Source organism: Novosphingobium sp. GW821-FHT09E05 (assembly GCF_059416165.1).
In genome coordinates, this window is the sequence record NZ_JBWKOQ010000006.1 from 94,010 (window position 1) to 116,986 (window position 22,977).

The 22,977-nt window shown below is 67.3% G+C and carries 23 protein-coding genes; 9 read left to right on the forward strand and 14 right to left on the reverse strand.

What is annotated here, in order from left to right; genetic code table 11:
• From AC07M9_RS18875 to AC07M9_RS18885, 3 genes are read left to right on the forward strand one after another with little or no spacing between them, the layout of a single operon-like run.
• On the forward strand, window positions 1-6,453 hold the full coding sequence (locus AC07M9_RS18875; RefSeq protein WP_494885895.1) for an SDR family NAD(P)-dependent oxidoreductase: 6,453 nt from the start codon (window positions 1-3) through the stop codon (window positions 6,451-6,453).
• Complete coding sequence (locus AC07M9_RS18880; protein WP_494885897.1) at window positions 6,450-7,439, forward strand: glycosyltransferase family 2 protein; 990 nt, start codon at window positions 6,450-6,452, stop codon at window positions 7,437-7,439. The genes AC07M9_RS18875 and AC07M9_RS18880 overlap by 4 nt, the downstream gene beginning before the upstream one ends.
• A gap of 12 nt (window positions 7,440-7,451) precedes the next feature.
• Window positions 7,452-8,135 carry a 4'-phosphopantetheinyl transferase family protein gene (locus AC07M9_RS18885; protein WP_494885898.1) on the forward strand — a complete coding sequence of 228 codons (684 nt, stop codon included), beginning with the start codon at window positions 7,452-7,454 and terminating at the stop codon, window positions 8,133-8,135.
• Window positions 8,136-8,176: 41 nt separating this feature from the next.
• Here the strand turns inward: AC07M9_RS18885 and AC07M9_RS18890 are convergent, their stop codons facing one another.
• From AC07M9_RS18890 to AC07M9_RS18945, 12 genes are all read right to left on the reverse strand, one after another.
• Window positions 8,177-8,407 carry a response regulator transcription factor gene (locus tag AC07M9_RS18890; protein ID WP_494885900.1) on the reverse strand — a complete coding sequence of 77 codons (231 nt, stop codon included), beginning with the start codon at window positions 8,405-8,407 and terminating at the stop codon, window positions 8,177-8,179.
• A 319-nt stretch (window positions 8,408-8,726) separates the two neighbouring features.
• Complete coding sequence (locus AC07M9_RS18895) at window positions 8,727-9,446, reverse strand: LuxR C-terminal-related transcriptional regulator (RefSeq protein WP_494885902.1); 720 nt, start codon at window positions 9,444-9,446, stop codon at window positions 8,727-8,729.
• A 460-nt stretch (window positions 9,447-9,906) separates the two neighbouring features.
• Window positions 9,907-10,512, reverse strand: a complete 606-nt coding sequence (locus AC07M9_RS18900; protein ID WP_494885903.1) for a cell wall hydrolase — start codon at window positions 10,510-10,512, stop codon at window positions 9,907-9,909.
• A 212-nt stretch (window positions 10,513-10,724) separates the two neighbouring features.
• A complete protein-coding gene (locus AC07M9_RS18905) occupies window positions 10,725-11,066 on the reverse strand; it encodes a DUF1491 family protein (protein WP_494885905.1) in 342 nt (113 codons plus the stop codon).
• Window positions 11,066-11,575, reverse strand: a complete 510-nt coding sequence (locus AC07M9_RS18910; protein ID WP_494885993.1) for a PaaI family thioesterase — start codon at window positions 11,573-11,575, stop codon at window positions 11,066-11,068. Before AC07M9_RS18910 ends, AC07M9_RS18905 begins: the two co-directional genes overlap by 1 nt.
• On the reverse strand, window positions 11,565-12,026 hold the full coding sequence (locus AC07M9_RS18915) for a PTS sugar transporter subunit IIA (RefSeq protein ID WP_007686188.1): 462 nt from the start codon (window positions 12,024-12,026) through the stop codon (window positions 11,565-11,567). Before AC07M9_RS18915 ends, AC07M9_RS18910 begins: the two co-directional genes overlap by 11 nt.
• A 137-nt stretch (window positions 12,027-12,163) precedes the next feature.
• Window positions 12,164-12,733 (reverse strand): ribosome hibernation-promoting factor, HPF/YfiA family, encoded by a 570-nt coding sequence (hpf, locus tag AC07M9_RS18920; protein WP_494885906.1) that lies wholly within the window; start codon window positions 12,731-12,733, stop codon window positions 12,164-12,166.
• A 25-nt stretch (window positions 12,734-12,758) separates the two neighbouring features.
• A complete protein-coding gene (gene dnaQ / locus AC07M9_RS18925) occupies window positions 12,759-13,445 on the reverse strand; it encodes a DNA polymerase III subunit epsilon (RefSeq protein WP_494885908.1) in 687 nt (228 codons plus the stop codon).
• A 50-nt stretch (window positions 13,446-13,495) separates the two neighbouring features.
• The gene (gene coaE, locus AC07M9_RS18930; protein ID WP_494885910.1) at window positions 13,496-14,083 is read right to left on the reverse strand and encodes a dephospho-CoA kinase; all 588 of its coding nucleotides are present in this window, start codon (window positions 14,081-14,083) and stop codon (window positions 13,496-13,498) included.
• 10 nt (window positions 14,084-14,093) lie between these two features.
• Window positions 14,094-14,951, reverse strand: a complete 858-nt coding sequence (gene aroE, locus AC07M9_RS18935) for a shikimate dehydrogenase (protein ID WP_494885911.1) — start codon at window positions 14,949-14,951, stop codon at window positions 14,094-14,096.
• Window positions 14,948-15,532, reverse strand: coding sequence for a Maf family protein (locus AC07M9_RS18940; RefSeq protein WP_494885912.1), 585 nt, complete (start codon window positions 15,530-15,532; stop codon window positions 14,948-14,950). The genes aroE and AC07M9_RS18940 overlap by 4 nt, the downstream gene beginning before the upstream one ends.
• A 20-nt stretch (window positions 15,533-15,552) precedes the next feature.
• Window positions 15,553-16,398, reverse strand: coding sequence for a pyruvate, water dikinase regulatory protein (locus AC07M9_RS18945; RefSeq protein ID WP_494885913.1), 846 nt, complete (start codon window positions 16,396-16,398; stop codon window positions 15,553-15,555).
• Window positions 16,399-16,757: 359 nt separating this feature from the next.
• On the opposite strand from AC07M9_RS18945, the gene hemE reads away from it, so the two are divergent.
• The 5 genes from hemE (at window position 16,758) to AC07M9_RS18970 (ending at window position 20,828) form a co-directional block, all read left to right on the forward strand.
• Window positions 16,758-17,795 carry a uroporphyrinogen decarboxylase gene (gene hemE / locus AC07M9_RS18950; RefSeq protein ID WP_494885914.1) on the forward strand — a complete coding sequence of 346 codons (1,038 nt, stop codon included), beginning with the start codon at window positions 16,758-16,760 and terminating at the stop codon, window positions 17,793-17,795.
• Window positions 17,796-17,828: 33 nt separating this feature from the next.
• Window positions 17,829-18,272, forward strand: coding sequence for a CopD family protein (locus tag AC07M9_RS18955; RefSeq protein WP_494885915.1), 444 nt, complete (start codon window positions 17,829-17,831; stop codon window positions 18,270-18,272).
• A gap of 10 nt (window positions 18,273-18,282) precedes the next feature.
• Entirely contained in the window at window positions 18,283-18,618 is a 336-nt protein-coding gene (locus AC07M9_RS18960) for a hypothetical protein (protein ID WP_494885916.1), read from the forward strand.
• 205 nt (window positions 18,619-18,823) lie between these two features.
• Window positions 18,824-20,080: a transcription termination factor Rho gene (rho, locus tag AC07M9_RS18965; protein WP_494885917.1), complete on the forward strand. Its 1,257-nt coding sequence runs from the start codon at window positions 18,824-18,826 to the stop codon at window positions 20,078-20,080.
• 25 nt (window positions 20,081-20,105) lie between these two features.
• Window positions 20,106-20,828: a TerC family protein gene (locus tag AC07M9_RS18970; RefSeq protein WP_494885919.1), complete on the forward strand. Its 723-nt coding sequence runs from the start codon at window positions 20,106-20,108 to the stop codon at window positions 20,826-20,828.
• 60 nt (window positions 20,829-20,888) lie between these two features.
• On the opposite strand, the gene AC07M9_RS18975 is transcribed toward AC07M9_RS18970, so the two are convergent.
• Both AC07M9_RS18975 and AC07M9_RS18980 read right to left on the reverse strand, forming a co-directional pair.
• Window positions 20,889-21,857 (reverse strand): quinone oxidoreductase family protein, encoded by a 969-nt coding sequence (locus tag AC07M9_RS18975; protein ID WP_494885921.1) that lies wholly within the window; start codon window positions 21,855-21,857, stop codon window positions 20,889-20,891.
• 2 nt (window positions 21,858-21,859) lie between these two features.
• Complete coding sequence (locus tag AC07M9_RS18980) at window positions 21,860-22,558, reverse strand: dienelactone hydrolase family protein (RefSeq protein ID WP_494885922.1); 699 nt, start codon at window positions 22,556-22,558, stop codon at window positions 21,860-21,862.
• Between the two features lie 111 nt (window positions 22,559-22,669).
• Here AC07M9_RS18980 and AC07M9_RS18985 point away from each other — a divergent pair, with 111 nt between their 5' ends.
• Complete coding sequence (locus AC07M9_RS18985) at window positions 22,670-22,936, forward strand: DUF6489 family protein (protein WP_494885923.1); 267 nt, start codon at window positions 22,670-22,672, stop codon at window positions 22,934-22,936.
• The last annotated feature ends 41 nt before the right edge of the window (window positions 22,937-22,977 follow it).

Here is a 22,977-nt window from a genome sequence, read left to right on the forward strand (position 1 = left end):
ATGCATGAACCCATCGGTTCCTTCGACGATCCCGCCTCCCCCGGCGACGAGAGCGCCATCGCCATCGTCGGCATGTCGTGCCGCTTCGCCGGCGCACGCAGCCCCGACGCGTTCTGGAAACTGCTGAGCGAAGGCCGCGACGCGGTCGAGACCTTCTCCGAGGAGGAACTGCTCGCCGCCGGGGTCGCCCCGTCGCTGCTGCGCAACCCCGGCTACGTGCGGCGCGGCGCTCCGCTGGAGGACATGGAGTGCTTCGACCCCGCACTGTTCGGACTGTCGAAACGCGATGCCGCGATCATGGACCCGCAGCACCGCCACTTCCTGGAATGCTCGTGGGAAGCGCTGGAGGACGCGGGCCACACGCCGCAGGGCTTCGAGGGCGTCATCGGCGTGTTCGGAGGCTCCGGCCACAACGCCTACATGCCGTACAACCTGCTCACCAACGGCAAGCTGGTGAACGAGGTCGGGCTGTTCCTGCTGCGCCATACCAGCAACGACAAGGACTTCCTGACCACCCGCGTCTCGTACCTGCTCGACCTCAAGGGCCCGAGCATCAACGTCCAGACCGCGTGCTCCACCTCCCTGGTCTCGATCCACATGGCGGCGCAGAGCCTGCTTTCGGGCGAGTGCGACATGGCGCTGGCGGGCGGCGCGTCGATCGAACTGCCGCACCGCCAGGGCTATCTCTACGAGGAAGGCGAGATCCTGTCGCCCGACGGGCGCTGCCGTCCCTTCGACGCGGAATCGAAAGGCACCGTCTTCGGCAGCGGCGTCGCCGTGCTGGCGCTGCGCCGCCTGGAAGACGCCGTCGCGGCGGGCGACCACATCCACGCCGTGATCCGCGGTTCGGCCATCAACAACGACGGCAGCGGCAAGGTCGGTTACCTCGCCCCCAGCGTCGACGGGCAGGCGGCGGTGATCGCCGAAGCGCTCGCCGTATCGGGCATCGATCCCTCGGGCATCGACTATGTCGAGGCGCACGGCACCGGCACGCCGATCGGCGATCCGATCGAGGTCGCCGCGCTCAGGCAGGTGTTCGCCAAATCGGCCCCGCGTAGCGCTCCGTGCGGCCTGGGTTCGGTCAAGGCGAACATCGGTCACACCGATACGGCAGCGGGCGCGGCGGGCGTCATCAAGGTCGCGCTGGCGATGCGCAACCAGGAACTGCCGCCGGTTCCCCACTTCGAATCCCCCAATCCCGAATGCGCACTGGAGGCCAGCCCGTTCCGGGTCCAGGCCGCCAGTGCGTGCTGGCCCCGTCGCGACGATCGCCCCCGTCGCGCCGGGGTCAGTTCCCTGGGCGTGGGCGGCACCAACGCCCACGTCGTCATGGAGGAAGCCCCCCGCCGCGCCGCCAGCGGACCCAGCCGCCGCCGCCAGCTGCTGCTGACCTCGGGCGCCAGCGAGACCGCCGCCGACGCCAATGCCCTCGCCCTTGCCGCATACTTCGGCGAGCGTCCCGAAACATCGCTGGCCGATGCCGCCTTCACGCTCACCGAAGGCCGCCGCCACCTTGCCTGGCGCCGCTTCGCCGTGGCCGCAAGCGTGGACGAGGCCGCGACCACCCTCGCCGCCGCCGGTCGCCATTCCTCGGCCCGCCAACCCTGCATTCCCGGCCGCCCGGTCGCGTTCCAGTTCTGCGGCGGCGGGTTGCAGCATGTCGACATGGCGCGCGGCCTCTACGAGACCGAACCCGCCTTCCGCGCCGAGATCGACCGCGCCCTCGCCGTACTCACCCGCATCGGCGTGCCCGGCCTGAAGCGCTGGCTGTTCCCCGAGGCGGCCGACCGCGCGCAGGCCGCCGCCGAGCTGGAGCGGCCCTCCAACGCCCTGCCCGCGCTGTTCATCGTCCAGACCGCGCTCGCCCGTTTCTGGATGGCGCTGGGGATCACGCCTGCCGCCATGATCGGCCACAGCTGCGGCGAATATGCCGCCGCGCATATCGCCGGAGTGGTCGATCTGGAGGCCGGTCTTCGCATCGTCCACACGCGCGGCCGCCTGTTCGAGACGACCGCAAAAGGCGGCATGATCAGCGTGCCCCTGGCCGAGGCGGAGCTTGCCGGGATGCTGCCCGCCGACCTCTCGATCGCGACGATCAACGCGCCGCAGCTGTGCGTCGTCTCGGGCGCGGCGGAAGCGGTGGAGCGCTTCCTCGTCGAATTGCAGGAACGCGAGATCGAGGCGCAGGCGATCCCCATCGACGTCGCCGCGCACTCGTCCATGCTCGACCCGATCCTGCCCGAATTCCGCGCTTTGCTGCGCAGCATGACCCTGCGCGCGCCGCAGATTCCCTTCGCCTCCAACCTCACCGGCAACTGGGTGGGCGCGGCGCAGGCGACCGATCCCGAGTACTGGGTGCGCCACCTGCGCGAGCCGGTGCGCTACACCGACGGCCTGCAATGCCTGCTCGGCGAGGCGGAACAGGTGCTGCTCGAAGTCGGACCGGGCCGCAGCATGACCAGCCTCGCGCGCCAGCACCCGGCGCGCCGCACCACCCAGCCGCTCGTCGCCTCGATGCGCCATCCGGGTGAGGACGTGGCCGACGACCAGCGCCTGCTGGAGACGCTCGGCGAACTCTGGGCGCTTGGCGTCGAGGTCGACTGGGCCGCCTTCCGGGCCGGAGAACACCGCCTGCGCCTTCCGCTGCCGACCTATCGGTTCGACCGCCAGCGCCACTGGGTCGAACCCGGCGCGACGCTCCATCACGCCGGGACGGATGCCGACCCCGATGCCCGCCTCGCCCTCGGCGACTGGAGCTACGAGCCGGTCTGGAGCCGCGAGACCCTGCCGCAGGGCACTGCTCCCACCGGCCCCGCGCTGGTACTGTGCGGCGGCGACGGCTTCGGCGATCGCCTGGCCGGCCGCCTGCGCCAGCGCGGCATCGAGACGGTCACCGTCGGCGCCGCTGCCCGCTACGCGGAAGGACGCGACCACTTCGCCGTGCGGCCCGGCCAGCGCGAGGACTGGTCGCGGCTCTTCGCGCGCCTTGCCGGCACCGCGCGCATGCCCCGGCAGGTCTATCACTGCTGGCTCGTCGCCGGGCAGACCGCCGGCAGGCGCCGCAGGGCTTCCCTGTCCGACCAGGCCCTCCTCGACCGGGGCCTGCACGCACTGATCGCCATGGCGCCCGAACTGGCCGCGCACGGCGAGGACGGCCCGATCGTGGTCGGCCTCGTCACCGACCATGCCCAGCGCGTGGCGGGCGAGACCGGACTGGCCCCGCTCAAGGCAACCGCGTTGGGCGCGGCGCGTACGGTGACTGCCGAATATCCCGCCATCGAGATGCGCAACATCGACATCGACACCGGCACGCCGGCCGATGCCGTGATCGACGAGGTCTCCGCCCCGCCCGGACCCGCCACCGGCGATGTCGCCCTGCGCGCCGGGGAGCGCTGGCGCCTCGCCTACCGCAACACCCGCGGCCCGCTGGCCGACGCCGACGACACCTGGCTGCGCGAGGGCGGCACCTACCTCATCACCGGCGGCCTCGGCGGCCTCGGCCTTACCATCGCCGATCACCTGGCGCGCGGGTACCGGGCCCGCCTCGTGCTGGTCGGCCGCAGCCCCCTGCCCCCGCGCGCGCAGTGGGCGGACATGCTGGCGGGCGGCGACCTCGCGCTCGGCATCGAGGACAAGGTGCGCCGCCTGCTCGCGCTCGAGGCGGCAGGGGCCGAAGTCGAGGTCGTGCAGGCCGATGTCGCCGACAGCCGGGCCCTGACGCGCGGCATCCGCAGGGCCACCGCGCGCCTCGGGCCGATCGCCGGCGTGTTCCACGCGGCCGGCGCGCTCGACGACGGCCTCGTCGAGACCCGCACCCGCGCTGCCGTCGAGGCCGTTCTGCGCCCCAAGGTCGCGGGCACCCTGGCGCTGGAAAAGGCACTGGAGGGACAGGCGCCCCACTTCCTCCTGCTGTTCTCGTCGATCAGCGCCTTCGCCGGCATTCCCGGCCAGGTCGACTACGCCGCCGCCAATGCCTTCCTCGATGCCTACGCCCAGTCGCGGCGGATGGATGCCCGCACGCGCGTCCGGTCCGTGGGATGGAGCCAATGGGCGGAGGTCGGCATGGCCGCGTCCCTGGGCACCCGCGAGGGTTCAAGCGCCGCGCTTCCCGAAGACCTCGGGACCGGCAAGCCGGTAGCGCATCCGTTCCTCGAACGGCTCTGCACCATCTCCGAAGATGAATTTGTGGTCACCGGCATCCTAACCCCCGAGCGGCACTGGGTGCTCCATGAGCACCGCGTCGTAGATGCCGGTGCGCTGCTGCCCGGGACATCCCTTCTGGAAATGTCCCGGGCAGCAGTTGCGCTGGTCTGCCGGGGCCCCCTGGAACTCTCCGACTTCACGTTCCTCAAGCCCTTCGCGGTGCCCGACGGCGCCGCACGCGAGCTGCGCATCCACGTCCGCCGACGCGGCGGGGCCGGGTGGCGCGTGTCGCTGCTGGGGCGCCCCGTGCAGTCCTCACCTGCCGCGTGGACCGAACACGCGCACGGCCTCGTGCGGGCCCATACCCTCGCCCCGCTGCGCGCCTCGCTCGATCTCGGCGCCATCGCCGAGCGCTGCACCCCTGCCCGCTGCGGCGGCGCGGATCAGCCGATGATGGCCTTCGGCCCGCGCTGGGACACCGTCTCGCAGGCGCTCGCCAGCCCCCACGGCGAGGCACTGCTGCGGCTCGACCTGCCGGAAGAATTCCACGGCGAGGTCGCCGACTTCGGCCTCCACCCCGCCCTGCTCGACTTCGCCACCGCCGGGGCGCAGACGCTGATCCCCGGGCGCGATCCGGCGCGCGCGTTCTACGCGCCGTTCACTTATCGCCGCTTCCTTGCCTATGCCCCGCTGCCGGCACGGATCTGGAGCCATATCCGCTATGTCCCGGGCGATGACAGCGGCCACACCGCCGTCTTCAACGTTACCATCACCGATGCCGACGGCCTGATCCTTGCCGAAGTGCGCGAATTCACGATGATGCGCATGGCCGACGCCGGCCTGCTCTCGCGCATCGCCGCGCCCTCGCCCGAGGTGCCCGCCGCCGCCCCGCTGGCCCGGGATACAGGCGCGCCGCAGCCCGAAGGCATCCTGCCCGAGGAAGGCGCCGAGATCGTCGCGCGGCTGCTGTCGGGCAGCTGCGGTTCGCATACGGTCATCTCGCCCTACGACCTGGGCGCCGTGCTCGCCCGCCTGCGCACGCCGCCGCGCGCCGCGCGCCGCGAAGCCGCCGCCGGCGATCCCGCCGACCTTCCCGCCACCCCCATCGAACGGATCATCGCCGAGCTATGGTGCGACCTGCTGGGCATGGAGGCGGTCGGCCGGCACGACAACTTCTTCGACCTCGGCGGCCACTCGCTGCTGGCGGTCCAGTTCACCAACCGCCTGCGCCGCAAGACGGGCAAGACGCTGCCGCTGGCGACGATGCTCGGCCAGCCGACCGTCGCCAACCTCGCGGCGGTGATCGATCCCGACGGCCGCGCGCCCGGCGCTACCGCCAGCCCCGGCGAACTGATGCCTGCCGGCGTCGTCACCATCCGCAAGGGCGCCCCGATCACGCCGCTGTTCTTCGTCCACGACGGTCTCGGCGAGACGCTGCTCTATCGCGGGCTCGCGCTGCGGCTCGATCCCTCGCGGCCGATCCTTGGGCTGGAGCCCTTGCGCAAGGCGGACGGCAACTACGCCCACACCCGGATCGACGAGATGGCGAGCCACTACGTGCAGCAGCTGCGCCTGGTGCAGGCGGAAGGTCCCTATCTGCTCGCGGGACTGTGCGCCGGGGGCGTCATCGCCTTCGAGATGGCGCAGCAACTCCAGGCGGCCGGCCAGCAGGTCGCCTTCGTCGGCATCATCGACGCCGCGGACGTGGAGGCGCGCAAGCACCGCTTAGGCGAATCGCGCGCGCGCCTGTCCCGCGTCACCGGCATGCTGGCGTCCGGAAATCCGGCCCGGATCGTGCCCGACCTTGCCCGCAGGAGCTGGAACCTGGCGCGCTGGGAGGTCGAATCGCGGCTTCGCGAGGCGCGCGACCGGCGCACCGTCCGCGCCCTGCGGAGCGATGGCGACACCACGCCCGCCGCAGCGGCGACGCCCGCGGACGGCACCCCCGCGATCCCCTTCCTCAAGCTCTACGAACTCGCGCACAAGGAGCATCGCCCGGTCGGCATCCTGCAGTCCGCCAGCGTCGCGCTGTTCAAGGCGGCCGACGACACCGGCCTCGCCGACGACATGCCCTATCGCATGGTCTACCGCGACTTCGCGCTGGGCTGGGGCAAGCGGGTGCGCGAAGACATCGTCATCCTCGACGTTCCCGGCGGCCACAGCAGCAGCCTGCAGGAGCCCCACGTCGAGACGCTCGCCCCCCTGTTCCAGGCGGCGCTGGACGAGGCCCTGGCCGAGCACGGCGCCTGGCGCGGCGGCGCGGCGGCAAACGAGGCGTTCCTGGAGATGGTTGGAGAGGCCGCCGAATGACCCCCTGCGACGGCCCGTCTTCGCCCGCCTTCCCGATCGCCACGGTCATCGTCAACTACCGCACCGGGCCGCTGGTGGTGGAATGCCTCGCCAGCCTCGCAGCCGAGCGCGAGCGCGGCGCGGCCCTGCGCGCGATCGTGGTCGACAACGATTCGCGCGACGGCTCCGCCGCCGTCGTCGAGGCCGCGATCGAGCGGCACGGCTGGGACTGGGTCACCCTGCTGCGCGCGCCGGTGAACGGCGGCTTCGGTGCCGGCTGCAACCTCGGCATCGCGCATGCCCTGCGCCATGGCGGCGAGGCCCGCGCGGTCTGGCTGCTCAACCCCGATACGCGCGTGATGCCCGGCGCCGTCGCCGCGCTCGCCTTGTTCATGCAGGCGACCCCGGCCGCTGGAATTGCGGGCACGGCGCTGCTGCTCGCCGACGGTTCGCCCTGGCCCTACGCTTTCCGCTTTCCCACCGTCCTGGGCGAACTGGAGCGCGGCCTGCGCTGGCGCCCCGCCTCGCGGCTGCTCGCGCGCTACGCCGCACTGCAGGCCATGGACACGCACTGCGCGCCCGCGGACTGGGTTTCGGGCGCAAGCCTGGCGGTTCGCCGCGAGGTGCTCGATGCGGGACTGCGCTTCGATGAAGGCTATTTCCTCTATTACGAGGAGACCGACTTCTGCCGCGCGGCGCGGGTGATGGGCTGGGAAAGCTGGTACGTGCCCCCATCGGTCGTCCTGCACATCGCCGGGCAGAGTACCGGCGCCACCGGCGCCGATGCCAACAGCCGCCGCGTACCGGGCTACTGGTTCGACTCGCGCCGCCGGTATTTCCGCAAGAACCACGGCCGCGCCTATGCCCTTGCCGCCGATCTCGCGTGGCTGTCCGGTCATCTGGCGCACCTGTGCAAGCAGGCGCTCCGCCGCGCGCCGCGCCAGGACCCGCCGCGGCTGCTGACCGACTTCGTCCGCCACGGCCTGTTCGCCGCCGGCCGGCGCTGACTTTCGCCCGTCATGGGCCCCAGTGCGGATGCGGCCCTGCTGGCCCACGGGTTCGAGGCAGAGCGGATCGACGCCCCGTTCCCGCTCTGGCTCGTCACGGCCCACGCACGGCCGCAACCGGCCCTGCTCGGCATCTTGAGCCGTCAGGAGCACGAGCGCGCGGGGCGTTTCGTCCATGCGGCGTCCCGGCACCGCTACCAGACCGCGCACGCCGCGCTCCGCGTGGCCGTGGAGGCGGTCTCGGGCATCGGCGCCGGGTCCCAGGCCTATCTGCCCGGCAGTCACGGCAAGCCGCTGCTTCAGCAGGCCCCGGACGTGGATTGCAGCATCAGCTACAGTGGGTCGTTCGCCCTGGTCGCGCTGGCGATCGGCGCGGAGATCGGCGTCGATCTCGAAATCGTGCGGCCCCTCGACAATGCGGCCGAGCTCGCAACGATGTATTATACGCAGGAGGAAGTCGCGCAGTTGGCAAGGCGGTCGGCGGAAATGTCCGACCATGCGTTCCTGACGGTCTGGGTCAGGAAGGAGGCCTGCTCGAAAGCGCTTGGCAGGGGCCTGTCGATTGCCCCGGGCTCATTCGAATGCGGCGTGGGCTGCGGTGCGCGAGACGTCTTTATAGAGAATCAGATCGTCAAGAGTAATGTGCTGAACCCGAAGGGCGACTTGCTGGCGTCTTGGGCCTGGAAAGGCCGTTGAAGGAAGTGACGTAAGAAGCCCCTGTACGTCTATCCTGTTCCTCAAATAGCCGGCTGAAGCAGGCCTTCGCGGATAACATAGGCAATCATGTGAGCGCGATTGCGCGTCCTGGTCTTCAAGCGCACGTTTTCAACGTGCCGCTCGACCGTGCATGGTGCGATGTTAAGCTCGATCGCCGTTTCTTTGGCCGATCGTCCCATCGCTACGTATTGAAGCACGTCCAGCTCCCGCGAAGTGAGTTGTACATTTTCATTTACCCCTACCCGATACATTGAATTCCCCCTTTGCCAATATGGAGTAAGTTAACCCCATATATGCAATGTCGCATTGCCCCATGCGAGAGTCACGAGATATTTTGGGGATTGTACGTATAAGTTCACCTATGAGGGTAAACTTGAGCACTAAAATGGGATTCCGAAAAATCCGTAAGGGAGCGCCAGACGGGGGGCTGTACGGGCGTCAAATAATATCACATGTTAATAATGTTTTTGTAACAGAATGTGTCCAGCCGGGATTTTTTATATTCAAACGTCCCACTTTTCAACGTTTTTGCCGCGTCTATGCTTTCCCCGGAATCACGAGGATTCTGCGTCAGCCTGCCGCGATCGAAGATGATGAAACCACCGCGCGCCGCTCTCTCGCGTCAAGGTCAACCGGCAGGCGCTGCTGGCTGACCAGTTCGCGCGCCATCACCGCAGCCTGGGTCCGGTTTTCTACGCCGAGCTTGCGCAGGATTGCCTTTACTGCAGCCTTTACTGCCGATTCATTGATACCGAGTTCGCGGGAAATTGCCTTGTTGGGCTGCCCCATCGCCAGGAATTCGAGCACGCGCAGTTCCCGTTCGCGGAAGTTGTAGGGTCCCACGGCCGAGGAATCGACCGAACGCAGCGCCGACGTCGGCATGTTGATGAGGAAGTCGACGGCCTCCTGCGGCGCGACCTTCTGTCCGTTCGATACCATCTGCAGGACCGCGACAAGCGACAGATACGGCACATTGTCGGGAAAATAGGCGTATGCGCCCGCCGTATAGACGGCGACCATTTCTTCGAAATCGAACGCGCCGGTCAGGACCACGATGCGCACGTTCTCGTGGACACGCTGGATGGCCTCGAGGTTCTCCTCGAACTCCTGGTGCAGCAGGTCCCGTTCGATGACGAGCAGATGGTGTTCCGGGTCGGAATCAAAAACCAGCTGCAGATCTTCCAGGCCGGATACGGACTCAGTTACCTCGAAGCAGGAATCGGTGAGAATTCGGCGCAGGCCTTCGCGTATGATCGAATTCTTGATCGCGACTGAAATGGATGCCGGCATGTCGGTTGTAAGGCCCTCTCTCCAGCATTTGGCACCCCCATGCGGAGTACCAACATGTGTCACGATCAAAATTTTGACAATGCCGTAAAACTCATTGGTATTTTATCGAATTTCGGAAGCCGTGAAGCAGTCTTATAAGCAGCGATACACAAGTCTCGCCCTCGTGCTTTTCCCTCCAAAGCAACTCGGGGATTCCCGAGCCGCCGCAACCGACCTCGGGCGCGTTGCCGCGCCGCGTTCGTCGGACACGGCGCCGCGATGGATTTATTGCGTGCTTTACAGAAAAGGGCCCGACGCGCGGCTGGGGCGCGTGATCGCGGCGGTGCCTTGTCGGCCGGCACATCTGCGGGGGAGGGGGTTGCAGCGCGCGCTCAGGGCGCGCCACGGAAGGCGAGGGCAGCCTTCGGGGGCACACGCCTCGCGCTGCGATCCGGCCCGGCGCAGGACGCCGGGCCGGCGTTCAGCGGTAGAAGACGTGGTTGTCGACGCGTGCCAGGCGGGTCAGGCGCCACTTGGGCGAAACGCGCGCGGCGTGGAAGAACAAGGCGCCGCGTACGGGGCTCTTCCATTCGTCTTCGCTGGCGATCTGCGCGATGGCGACGGCCTCGCGCCAGTCGGCGGAGTTTTCGCGCACCGACGGCATCGAGCGGCCGCGAATGAACGAGAACTGCGAGGGCTGGTAGACCACACCGCAATAGCTCTTGGGGAACCGCCCCGAAGTCGTGCGGTTGACGATCACCCGGCCAACGGCAAGCTGGCCTTCCAGCGTCTCGCCGCGCGCTTCGAAATAGATGGCTCCCGCCAGGCAGCGCATCTCGCTCGACAGGTCATCGGGCATCGCCTGCTGCGACACCAGTTCCTGGAGCGAGTCCGCATCGGCATCCGCCGCGTCGGTCGCCTCGGCGTCCTCGACAGGGAGCGCCTGGACCATGGGCCGGGATTCGAATTCGATGATGGGTTTCTGTTCGGCCACCTGATCGCTCAGGATCGGAATGAGATCCGATGCGGCCGCGCCCGAACCCTGGGCGCTCAACAGTGCAGTCAATACCGTTGCGGCCAGCGCCATGGCGCTTGCCCACTCAACCTTGCTTCGCATTTATTCATATCAAGGGCGGTGAACCGGTCCGACACAGGCTGGAACGGAATGCCGGGTTGCGGCGTTCTGTATCCGTCGAGCCTGCCGACGATTCCCCGTCTGCGTGCTAGCCGGGCAGCCGTAGTGCCGCCCATGCCGCTTTCGCACTTGTGAGGGCGCACTTACCTTGCGCGCCGCGCAAGTCAACCTCTGTCGGTTTCGACGCCGATGAAGCGTTCGGCCCGCACGACGTCAAGTTCGACAATCCACACGTCCGGATCCTGTGCCTTGCGCCGGTCGAGATAGGACTGGAATTCGTCCGGTTTCCCGGGCTCCTGGCGCCGGATGCACCGCCATGTGCGGGTGCCGCCGGGTTCCGGCATCCGCTCGTATATCCGAGCATCCGCGCCATTGTGGACGAGCACGAGAAGGATCGTCCCGGCGTCGCGTTCACCCTTCGACAGGACCATCCCGAAGCCGCCATCGGCCCCGACGCTGCGAATCAGGCCGGAAATCTCGAGGTGTGCCGGCAGCCTTGAGTCCATCAGCCCGGGCTTCGGGGGACGGAGTAGCCCGGCAGGCTGGAGAGCGCGATGCGCGAGCGCATGAAGGTCCCGGTGCCGCGCCCGCACTCGTCCCCGTCCTCGTCGAGCAGCCACGATTCGGCGACCAGCACACGGCGGCGGCCGCTGACCCAGCGGCCTTCGGCGACGATGCGGCCCCCTTTGATGGGCTTGCTGAGGTGCATGTTGAACGATGTGGTGAGCAGGAAGCGGTCCGTCACATGCGTGTTCGCGGCATAGAACGCCGCGTCGTCGAGCATCTTGAAGTAGATCGTGCCATGCGCCGCGCCGGCCGCGTGGAAGCAGTCCGGCTCCACTAGGAAGGTGATCCGCGACAGTCCTTCGCCGGTGATCTCCAGCGAGGAACGGAACATGTGGTTGATCGGTGCCGAGGCGTAGAGCCCTTCCAGCGCGCGCCAGTGCAGGGCGGCACCTTCGGTTCCGGGCGCGCCCTGGGCCCCGCCGGGACCCGGCGTCAGTTCATGCGGCATCGCGGTCGATGACATTGCTCAGCAGGCCGTAGACCGCCTCGGGTCCGGGCGCGGTCAGCAGCGCCTCGCGCATGCGCTCGTCACGCATCATGCGCGAAATGGCGGCGAGGGCGTGCAGGTGGGTGGCGCCGGCGCCTTCGGGCGAGAGCAGGCCGAACACGAGATCGACCGGCATGCCGTCGGCCGAATCGAACTCGACCGGCGATTCGAGGCGCATGAACGCCGCCACCGGCCGCGTCAGGCCGGCCATGCGTGCGTGGGGAATGGCGATGCGGCGACCGAAGCCGGTGCTGCCGAGCCGTTCCCGCTCGGTGACGCGCGCCAGCACGGCCTGATGGTCGAGACCATAGACCTGCGCGAACTGGCCCGCGAGCCTGTCCAGAATGATGTCCTTGCTGTCCGCGGTGACCGTGGTCACAGCTTCGGGCAGCAGTGCAAATAGCCCGCTCATTTCGCTTCTGATACTAGAGTTTGACCGGTTTCCAAGTGCTGCAAATTCCCCAAAAAACCCCCGGCGCACCGGGGGTTTTCTTCTTCCTCACGTCGAAGATCAGAAGTGGCGGCGCCCTGAGGGCGCAACCCTGGACGTCAGTGCGGCTCGACCCAGCCGATCGATCCGTCGCCTCGGCGGTAGACCATATTATGGCGTCCCGTGCCAGCGTTTTTGAAAAGCAACGCCGTAGTATTGCGCAAGTCGAGCATCATGACCGCGTCGGAAACGGTCGCCTCGGGAACATCGACCCGCGTCTCGGCGATCACGACGGGAGCATCGGGTTCATGCTCCTCGTCTTCGCCGACCTGCGATTCCTCGAAGATGATATAGGCCGCCTCTTCCACGGAGGCGGTGTGGGCCGCCTGCTCGTGGCGATCCTTCAGGCGGCGCTTGTATCGGCGCAGCTGCTTGTCGATCTTCTCGGCCGACTGATCGAACGAAATGTGCGCGTCCTGCGCGCTGCCGGTGCCCTTGAGCACGAGATTCTGCATCACGTGCATGATGATGTCGCACCGGAAGGCGCCCGCGGGAGCCTTGCTGAAAGTGACGTGCGAGGACAGCGCCCTGTTGAAATACTTCTCGATGATCGCCGTGAGCCGTTCGTTGGCGTGGGCCTGCAAGGCCTCGCCGGTATCGACCTGGTGACCGGAGACGCGAATATCCATGGGCGTATTCTCCTTGTGCTAGAGTTCAGGCACCCCAGAGTGGGGCATCGACCGACTTGATGAGAAACGCTGCGTGCGCAGCAAGTTCCTTGTCGGTGGCCGCGTGGGGGCGCGGCTGACGGAAAATACGGTTCTTCGTGCTGAGAACCTTGATTTCCGTCACGATCTTGGTGGCTTCTGCGACCAGCTCGAGGCCGATCTGGCGGCCTCCTCGCAGTTCCACGTATACTTGGGCGAGCAGTTCGGCGTCGAGCAGCGCGCCGTGCTTGGTGCGGTGGCTGCGGTCGATGCCGTAGCGCGAGCAGAGCGCATCGAGCGACAGCTTGGCGCCGGGATGGCGCACCTTGGCGAGCGCCACGGTATCGACCATGCGGTCGAGCCCGACGATGGGGTGGCCGCAGGCGCCCAGCTCGAAATTGATGAAATTGAAATCGAACCCGGCGTTGTGCGCGATCATCGGGCTGTCCTCGATGAAGTCGAGGAAATCCTGCGCCAGCGCCCCGAACAGCGGCTTGTCGGCGAGGAACGCATCGGACAGCCCGTGGACCGCCTCGGCCTCGGCCGGCATCGTGCGCTCGGGGTTGAAATAGGCGTGGAAGGTGCGGCCCGTGGCCACCCGGTTGATCATCTCTATGCACCCGATCTCGACCATTCGGTCCCCGTTTTTGGGGTCAAATCCGGTCGTCTCGGTGTCGAAGATGATCTCTCTCATCCCTCTCCATATCTGCCTCGACGCACCGGAGTGCAAGGCCTTGCAGGGGATTAATCGGTTCGGGTCAACGTCCGCACGATACCGGCTACCTGTTCGCGGGTCGCAGCGAGCGACGTGCCGGTGTCGATGACGTGGTCGGCGCGCGCGCGCTTCTCGGCATCGGGAACCTGAAGTGCCAGAATCTGCTCGAATTTCTCAGGTGTCATGCCCGGCCGGGCGAGCACACGGGCGCGCTGGTCGGCGGCCGGGGCGGAGACCACGGCCACGGCGTCGAGGCCCTGGTGGCCGCCTTTTTCGTAGAGCAGCGGGATGTCGAAGACCACGAGCGGAGCCTCAGCATTTTCCCGTAGAAAGTCCCCGCGCATAGCCGCGACGGCGGGGTGGACGATTCGTTCGAGCCGCAAAAGCGCCTCCCTGTCCCCGAACACGGCAGTGCCCAGTTTGGGGCGGTCCACGCCGTCCGGCCCGGTGGTGCCGGGAAAGGCATCTTCGATCAACGGGAGCAGGGCGCCGCGCGGACCCTGGAGTTCGTGGACGGCGGCATCGGCATCGAACACCGGCACGTCGAGATCGCGCAGCATCGCCGCGACGGTCGACTTGCCCATGCCGATCGAGCCGGTGAGGCCCAGGATTTTCATGCATGCACCTTCACGACTGGATCAGCGCGCGCAGTGCTTCGTCATGCTTGCGCGGGGCATCGGTGCCGAAGAAGTGAGTGAACGCGATGGCGGCCTGGCCGATGAGCATCGACAGCCCGTCGACCGTCTCGAACCCGGCGGCGCGGGCGCGCTGGAGGAAATCGGTGTCGAGCGGGCTGGTGACGATGTCGTAGACGACGCTGCGCGGCGGTGCGTGGCTGAAGTCGAAGGGCAGGGGGGGCTGGCCGGTCATGCCCAGCGGGCTGGCATTGATGACGAGGTCGAAGCAGCGCTCGCGGTCGTCGAAGGCGAAGTCGGTGGGATCGGCGAAATGGCTGAGCGGGATCGCATGATGCTCCCCGTTCGGCGCGAGTTCGTCGAGCATGGCCTGCGCCTTGGCAGGGTCGCGCCCGGCAAGGACGATGACAAACTTCGCGTCCGCCAGCGCCGCCACGATCGCCCGCGCCGCCCCGCCGGTGCCGAGCACGCGGGCCATGCGGAACAGGTGGATCTTGTCCACTTCCTCGCGCACGGGCTCGAGGAAGCCGGGCGCGTCGGTGTTGTAACCGGTGAGGGTGCCGTCGGCCTCGCGGACCACGGTATTCACCGCGCCGATACGCGCCGCCAGCGGATCGAGCCGGTCGAGCAGGGGCACGATCGCCAGCTTGTGCGGCATCGTCACGTTGCAGCCGCGCCAGTGAACATCGGCACGGCGGCGGTCGAGATAGTCGGCCAGTTCCTCCAGCTTGACGAGGCAGTGGGCGTATCGTCCCTCCAACCCCAGCTCCCCGAGCCAGAAATTGTGGATCGCCGGAGACTTCGACTGCGCGATCGGATCGCCGATCACTTCTGCATAAGGCACGGTCACTGGCCCATCACTCCCAGGTTGCGGAGGGCCGCCTGCACCTTGAGCAGCGGCATGCCCAGGATGGTGAAATAGTCGCCCTCGATCCGTTCGAAAAGCTGCACGCCGCGCGCTTCGATCCGGAACACGCCGACGCAGGCGGCAACTTCGGGCCATTCGGCGTCGAGGTAGCTTTCGATGAAGGCGTCGGACAGCGCGGCGACGTGAAGGTCGGCCCGCGCGGCCTCGGCCCACAGAGTCTCTCCATCGCGCACCAGCCCGGCGGCGCTGTGCAGTTCCATCACCTTGCCCGAGAAGAAGCGCAAGTGCGCGGCCGCGTCGTCGCAGCTCGCGGGCTTGTCGAACCGCCGGCCGCCGCACGAAACGAGCGAGTCGCTGCCAAGCACCAGTGCGCCTGGTGTTTCACGTGAAACAGCCTCAGCCTTGGCGCAGGCGAGGGCGAGCGCCACCTGCGGCGCGGGCGCATCGCCCAGCGCCGCTTCGATGGCACGCTCGTCGACATGGGCGGGCTGTGCCCGGAAGGAAACGCCGGCGGCTTCGAGCATGGCGCGGCGGGACGCGCTCTGGGATGCGAGGACGATCATATCATTTCCGTCAGTGGCGTTCAGATCGGCTTGGGGCCGACCTGGCCGGTTTCGCCGGAGGCCTTGCGCTCGTTGTAGAGGTTGATGACCGCGGCGGCGGTCTCCTCGATCGAACGCCGGGTGACGTCGATCACCGGCCAGGAATTGTCGGCAAACATGCGCCGGGCGTATTTGAGTTCGCTGTCGACCGCATCGTTGTCGACATAGTCGGTGTCGGGCGACTGGCTGAGGGACAGCAGGCGGTTGCGGCGGATCTGGATCAGCCGGTCGGGGGCGGTGGTGAGGCCAACCACGAGGGGCCGCTTGAGCCCGAACAGCGAAGGCGGGGGCGGGCTCTCCACCACGATCGGGATGTTGGCGCACTTGTAGCCGCGGTTGGCGAGGTAGATCGAGGTCGGCGTCTTGCTGGTGCGCGAGACACCGGCAAGCACGATGTCGGCCTCCTCCCATTCCTCCCAGGCGATGCCGTCGTCGTGCGCGATGGTGAACTGGATCGCATCGACGCGCGCGAAATAGGCGTCGTCGAGGCGGTGCTGGCGGCCGGGCCGCCCCTTCGCCTCCTGGCCCAGCAGGGCCTCGAGCGCGTCGGTCACTCCGTCGAGCACCGCGATCGCGGGCAGGCCAAGGCTCTGACAACGCTCCTCGAGCCGTCCGCGCGTCTCCTCGTTCACGAGGGTGAAGAACACGAGGCCCGGGTTGGCGGCGATCTCGGCCATGATGCGGTCGAGGTGCTGCTGCGAGCGGACCATCGGCCAGAAATGGCGCAGGACATCGGAATCGTCGAACTGGGCGAGCGCCGCCTTGGCGATCATCTCCAGCGTTTCGCCGGTGGAGTCAGAGAGCAGGTGGAGGTGGGTTCGTGCCATGGTCGGCTTCGCAGCGCCCCTTGCGCGGCCCCCCGGCATGGGGTGGGCCGCTTGTGGATATGTCCCGGCATAAACCACGGGAGCAAACCGGTGACAACTCGTCAGCACCGATTCCTGCCCACTGCCGGGATTCACCGAGTCAGTTTCTGCGCAGCCGGGCCCGGTCGGTCCACAGCCTGTGGACAAGGCGAACAACCTTTCGTTGACTCACCCCGCCCGGAGAGTCGCATCGGCCGCTTGGGCCTGTTCAACCGGGTACAAATCAGGCAATGCGCAGCCGTCCCCGATATCCACAGGACCAACTACCTCCATCAACCTTATAGAGAATCTCTATATTTTTTTGAGTGGACGAAAACGCGATGCCCGGACTGCTTCTCGACACCCTGCGCGGGGCTCAAACGGACTCTGACTCTGGCCCTCCGATCTGGCTGATGCGCCAGGCCGGCCGCTACCTGCCCGAGTACCGCGCGCTCCGGGCCGAGAAGGGCGGTTTTCTCGCGCTGGTCTACGATACCAACGCCGCGGCCGAGATTACGTTGCAGCCTATCGATCGCTTCGGATTCGATGGCGCCATCCTGTTTTCCGACATCCTCATCGTGCCCTACGCGATGGGCCAGGACCTCCAGTTCCTGGTCGGCGAGGGGCCGAGACTCTCGCCCCGGCTTGTCGATCACGCGCTCGAAAGCCTCGTCGCGGTGCCCGAGCGACTGTCACCGATCTACGAAACCGTCCGGAAAGTGCGGGGCCAGCTGTCTGTGGACAAGACGATGCTCGGTTTCGCCGGATCGCCCTGGACCGTCGCCACGTACATGGTCGCAGGCGAGGGCAGCCGAGACCAGCACGACACGCGCGCCATGGCCTACCGCGACCCGGAGGCGTTCCAGGCGATCATCGAGGCGGTGACTCAGGTGACTGTGGAATACCTCTGCGGCCAGATCGAAGCGGGCGCCGAGGCGGTGCAGCTGTTCGACTCGTGGGCGGGCACGCTCAGCCCCGCGCAGTTCGCTCGCTGGGTCATCGCGCCCAATGCCGCCATCGTCGCCGCCGTGAAGGCGCGCCATCCCGAGACTCCGATCATCGGCTTCCCGAAGGGGGCCGGCGAGAAGCTGCCCGCCTATGCACGGGAAACCGGGGTGGACGCGGTCGGCATCGACGAGACCATCGATCCGCTCTGGGCCGCCCGCGAGCTTCCCGCCGGGATGCCGGTGCAGGGCAACCTCGATCCGCTGTTGCTGCTGGCAGGCGGCGAGGACCTGGAACGCGGGGCGCTGTCGGTGCTTGATGCCTTTGCGGACCGTCCCCACGTCTTCAACCTCGGCCACGGCATCGGCCAGCACACGCCGATCGTGAATGTCGAGCGGCTGCTGGCGACCGTCCGGGGATGGAAAAGGGGCTGACCGGCAGGTCGCCTGCGCGCTACAAGAGGTTTCATGGAGCAGATTTTGTCGAGCACGTACCTGTGGCTGAAAGCCGGTCACGTCATCTTCGTGATCTTCTGGATGGCCGGCCTGTTCATGTTGCCGCGCTATTTCGTCTACCATCAGGAGTCCGAAGCGGGCTCGGCGGAGGAACTGCGCTGGATCGACCGCGAGGCGAAGCTGCGCAAGATCATCCTGACCCCGGCGATGATCCTGACCTGGGTGCTGGGCATCCTCACCGCCACCGCGCTCGGCGCCTGGGGCGAGGGCTGGCTTCATGCCAAGCTGCTGTTCGTTCTCGGCCTGTCGGGCTATCACGGCTGGCTGGTCGGCTATGCGAAGAAACTGGCGCGGGGCGAGCGCCCGCTGACTGGGAAGAAGCTGCGCCTGCTCAACGAAGTCCCGGGCCTCGCGATCGCGGTGATCGTCGTTCTGGTGGTCGTGAAGCCGTTCTAGGAGGTCGCCCATGATCGTCCCCGTCCTTGCCGCCGCCCTGGCCCTCACGGGGCTCCCCAAAGCAGACGAGGACGATCTGCACTGCCTCGCCTATCTCTCCGTCGCGGCAGGCAAGGTCCAGGGTGACCAGCGGCGCAAGGCGGAAGCCGGGGCGCTGTACTACTTCGGGCGGATGGAATCGCGGTCGCCGCAGCTCGATATCGGCGCGCAGGTCGAGGCTATCCTGCATGCGCCCGGCTATGGCCCCGAGACCTATCGGGCCGACAAGGCCCGCTGCCACATCCAGCTGGACCCGCTCGCCGCCCGCTTCGAGCAATGGCGCGGCCGCTACGAAGGCGGCGGGTAGCCAGCCGGTCCTGCGGCGGGAATTTCCACCCGGCCCGCCCACGCGCCGCCCTGTAGATTGACTCGTTGACCAAGGCCCCGGCAGCGATTATCTCCTCCCTGTTCCGGCACAGGGACGCGACACCCGTTCGCGTGCCCGGATTAGCTTTCCCCAAGCCCATCGATCCGCCGGCCGACACTCTCATTTCCATCCGGAATCCCTAGAAATGCATCTCAAAGAACTCAAGAAGAAGACATCGGCCGATCTGGTCGAAATGGCCGAGGAACTCGGCGTCGAAGGCGCATCCACGCTGCGCCGCCAGGACCTGATCTTCGCCATCCTCAAGGAAGTGTCCGAGGACGGCGAGGAAATCGTCGGCCAGGGCACCATCGAAGTGCTGACCGACGGCTTCGGCTTCCTGCGCAGCCCCGAGGCGAACTACCTCGCCGGCCCGGACGACATCTACGTCTCGCCGAACCAGGTCCGCAAATGGGGCCTGCGCACGGGCGACACCGTCGAAGGCGAAATCCGCGCGCCCCGCGACGGCGAGCGCTACTTCGCGATCACCAAGCTCGTTACCGTCAACTTTGACGATCCCGATGCGGTCCGTCACCGCGTCAACTTCGACAACCTGACGCCGCTCTATCCCGACCAGCGCCTGAAGCTCGATTGCCTCGACCCGACGGTCAAGGACAAGTCGGCCCGCGTGATTGATCTCATCTCGCCGCAGGGCAAGGGCCAGCGCGCCCTGATCGTGGCGCCGCCGCGCACCGGTAAGACCGTGCTGCTGCAGAACATGGCCAAGGCCATCACCGACAACCATCCGGAAGTCTTCCTCCTCGTGCTGCTCGTCGACGAGCGCCCCGAAGAAGTCACCGACATGCAGCGCTCGGTGAAGGGCGAGGTCATCTCCTCCACCTTCGACGAACCCGCCCAGCGCCACGTCCAGGTCGCCGAAATGGTCATCGAGAAGGCCAAGCGCCTCGTCGAGCACAAGCGCGACGTCGTCATCCTGCTCGACTCTATCACCCGCCTCGGCCGCGCCTACAACACCGTGGTGCCCAGCTCCGGCAAGGTGCTGACCGGCGGTGTCGACGCCAACGCCCTGCAGCGCCCCAAGCGCTTCTTCGGCGCCGCGCGCAACATCGAGGAGGGCGGTTCGCTCTCGATCATCGCCACGGCCCTGATCGACACCGGCAGCCGCATGGACGAAGTCATCTTCGAAGAGTTCAAGGGCACCGGTAACTCGGAAATCGTCCTCGACCGCAAGGTGGCCGACAAGCGCATCTTCCCGGCGCTCGATGTCGGCAAGTCCGGCACCCGCAAGGAAGAACTGCTCGTGCCGCGCGACCAGCTGTCGAAGATGTGGGTCCTGCGCCGCATCCTCATGCAGATGGGCACCGTCGATGCGATGGAATTCCTGCTCGACAAGATGAAGGACTCGAAGACCAACGAGGACTTCTTCGCGACGATGAACCAGTAACGGTCAGGGCAGGGGGCAACCTACCTTGGACATCCTATCCATTCTCGCCGCCGCGGCCCCTGCGATCCAGGGGCCTGGCCAGATCTGGCAGCACATCGTCGAGGACTTCTCGAACATCGGCACGCCCGCGGCGCTGTCGGCGTTCCTGCAGGTCCTGATGATCGACGTGGTGCTGGCCGGTGACAACGCGATCGTCGTCGGCGCGCTCGCGGCGGGGCTGCCCGCGGACCAGCGCAAGAAGGTCATCGCCATCGGCGTGATCGCGGCGCTGGTGCTGCGCATCGGCTTCGCGCTCGTCGTGACCTGGCTGCTCGGCATCGTCGGCCTCATCTTCGCGGGCGGCCTGCTGCTGCTGTGGGTCGCGTGGAAGATGTACCGTGAACTGCACCACAGCCCGGCCGGGCATTCACCCGGCTCGCCCGAGATCGATGGCGACGAAAGCTCCGGCCTCAAGTCGCCCAAGAGCTTCGCCTCGGCGGCCATCTCGGTGGCGGTGGCGGATGTGTCGATGTCGATCGACAACGTGCTGGGCGTCGCCGGCGCGGCGCGCGACCATCCCGGCATCCTCATCGTCGGCCTGATCGTGGCCGTCGCGATGATGGGCCTCGCGGCGAACTTCATCGCGCGGTACATCGAGCGCTATCGCTGGATCGGATGGGTGGGCCTCGTGGTCATCCTCTATGTCGCGGCTAAGATGATCTACGAAGGCTGGATCGATCCCAATCTGGGGATCATCTCGCTGTTCTGAATAGAAAAAGGGGCCCGGAACGACATGTTCCGGGGCCCCTTTTTTGAATCCCATCGGATGTCAGGGCAGCAGCACCGTCGAGCCGGTGGTTCCCCGGCTCTCGAGCGCCCGGTGCGCCTCGGCCGCATCCGCCAGCGCGAAGGTCTGCCCGATCTTGGGTTGCAGCACGCCCGAGGCGATCCGGTCGAACAGCTTCTTCGCACTGCTCGCCAGCGCCTCGGGCGTTGCGATGTAGTCGGCCAGGGTAGGCCGGGTGAGGTAGATCGAGCCCGCGCGCATCAGGTCGAGAACCGCGACCGGCGGCACCGCGCCCGAGGAATTACCATAGCTCACCATCATGCCGCGCCTGGCGAGGCAGGCGAGCGAGGCATCCCAGCTCGCCGCGCCCACGCCGTCGTAGACGACATGGCACATGGCCCCGCCGGTGATCTCGCGCACCGCTTCAGGCAGGTCCTCGAACGCGCACGAAAGCGAATGTTCGCCCGGAACCTGCGCCGCCTTTTCCGGCGATCCCGAGTGGGCGATCACCGTCACGCCCTTGTCGAGCAGCCATGGCACCAGCAGCGAGCCGACGCCCCCCGCCGCCGAATGGACGAGCGCCACGTCGCCGGCCTTGGCGGGGAAGGTGTCCTCGGCGAGATAGCAGGCCGTCAGCCCCTTGAGCATGACGGCAGCGGCGATCTCGGGCGCGATGCCTTCGGGGATGCGCATGGCCTTGGCGGCGGGGATCACGCGGTGGGTGGCATAGGCGCCGCCGTTCTGCGTAGTGCCGACGCGCGTGCCCACGGCAAGGTGCGTCACGCCGTCACCGACCGCGACGACCTTTCCGACGCTTTCCGAGCCGAGGCTGATCGGCAGAGCGTCGGGGTAGAGGCCCTTGCGGTAGTAAGTATCGATGAAGTTGAGGCCCACCGCCTCGGTCTCGATCACCAACTCGCCGGGCCCGGGAGAGGGCACGGCGAAGTCCTCGCGTTCGATCACCTCGGGCCCGCCATGCGCGCGCACGACCATGTGATAGGCCTGGGTCATGGTCAGCCGATATGCTCGGCGAAGAACGCCTCGGTGCGGCCATCCGCCAGCTGCGCGCCGGCTTCGTCGCGGCGCGCCCCGATCTCGGCGGCGAAGCCGTGGTCGAGGCCTTCGTAGTCATACAGCGTGACGCGCGGGTGGTCGTCGAGGCCTTCGTGGATCGCCTGCTGCGCGGCAGCATCGACGAAGTGGTCGGCGCTCGGGATGTGCAGCATGAGGGGGCGCGCGATCGCGTGCTTCTCGTTGAGCATCTGGTCGATCATCACGCCGTAGTAGCCCACCGAAGCGTCGATGTCGGTCCGCGCGGCGACCATGTAGGCGATGCGCCCGCCCATGCAGAAGCCGACCAGGCCGACCTTGGCGACGCCCGCCTCGCGGCGGATCCAGTGGATCACGGCCTCGAGGTCGCGGATGCCGAGGTCGAAGTCGTGGGCCATCATCGCCTCGATCGCCTGCTTGAACTCGCCCTCGTCATAGGGGCTGAGTTCGATGCCGGGCTTCTGGCGCCAGAAGCTGTCGGGCGCGACGGCGAGGTAGCCCTTGGCGGCCCAGTCGTCCGCCTTCTTGCGGATGCCCGCATCGACGCCGAAGATTTCCTGCTGCACGATGATCGCGCCGCGCGGCGTGCCTTCTGGGCGAACCACGTAGGCGGGGATCTGGCCGTCGCCGTCGAGGGTGGGAATTTCGGTGTTGGTGGTCATCGGGGACTCCTGTCTGGGTGCCTGTCGGCTCGGCGCGAGTTAGGCACTTGCGATGGACTTTGCCAAGCGCATGTGTCAGCTAGGTGGCGAAAATCCAACGGGAGACCGCTCATGAAGGTCAATGTCGAGGTCGAGTGTTCCCCGGAGGAAGCCCGCCGTTTTCTTGGCCTGCCGGACGTCACGCGCGCCAACGACGTCTACGTCGATGCCCTGACCAACGCGATGAAGGGCACGGGCAATTTCGACCAGCTCAACGAGCTGACCAAGCAGATCGCGCCGATGGGCCAGTTCGGCCTCAAGCTGTTCCAGCAGTTCATCGACAACGGCGTCGCCATGGGCATGGGCGGCTCGGGCAAGCCCAGGAAGGACGGCGAGTAGTCGCCGCTGAAGCTTGCGTTTAGGCAAGCCATCCGAACGCC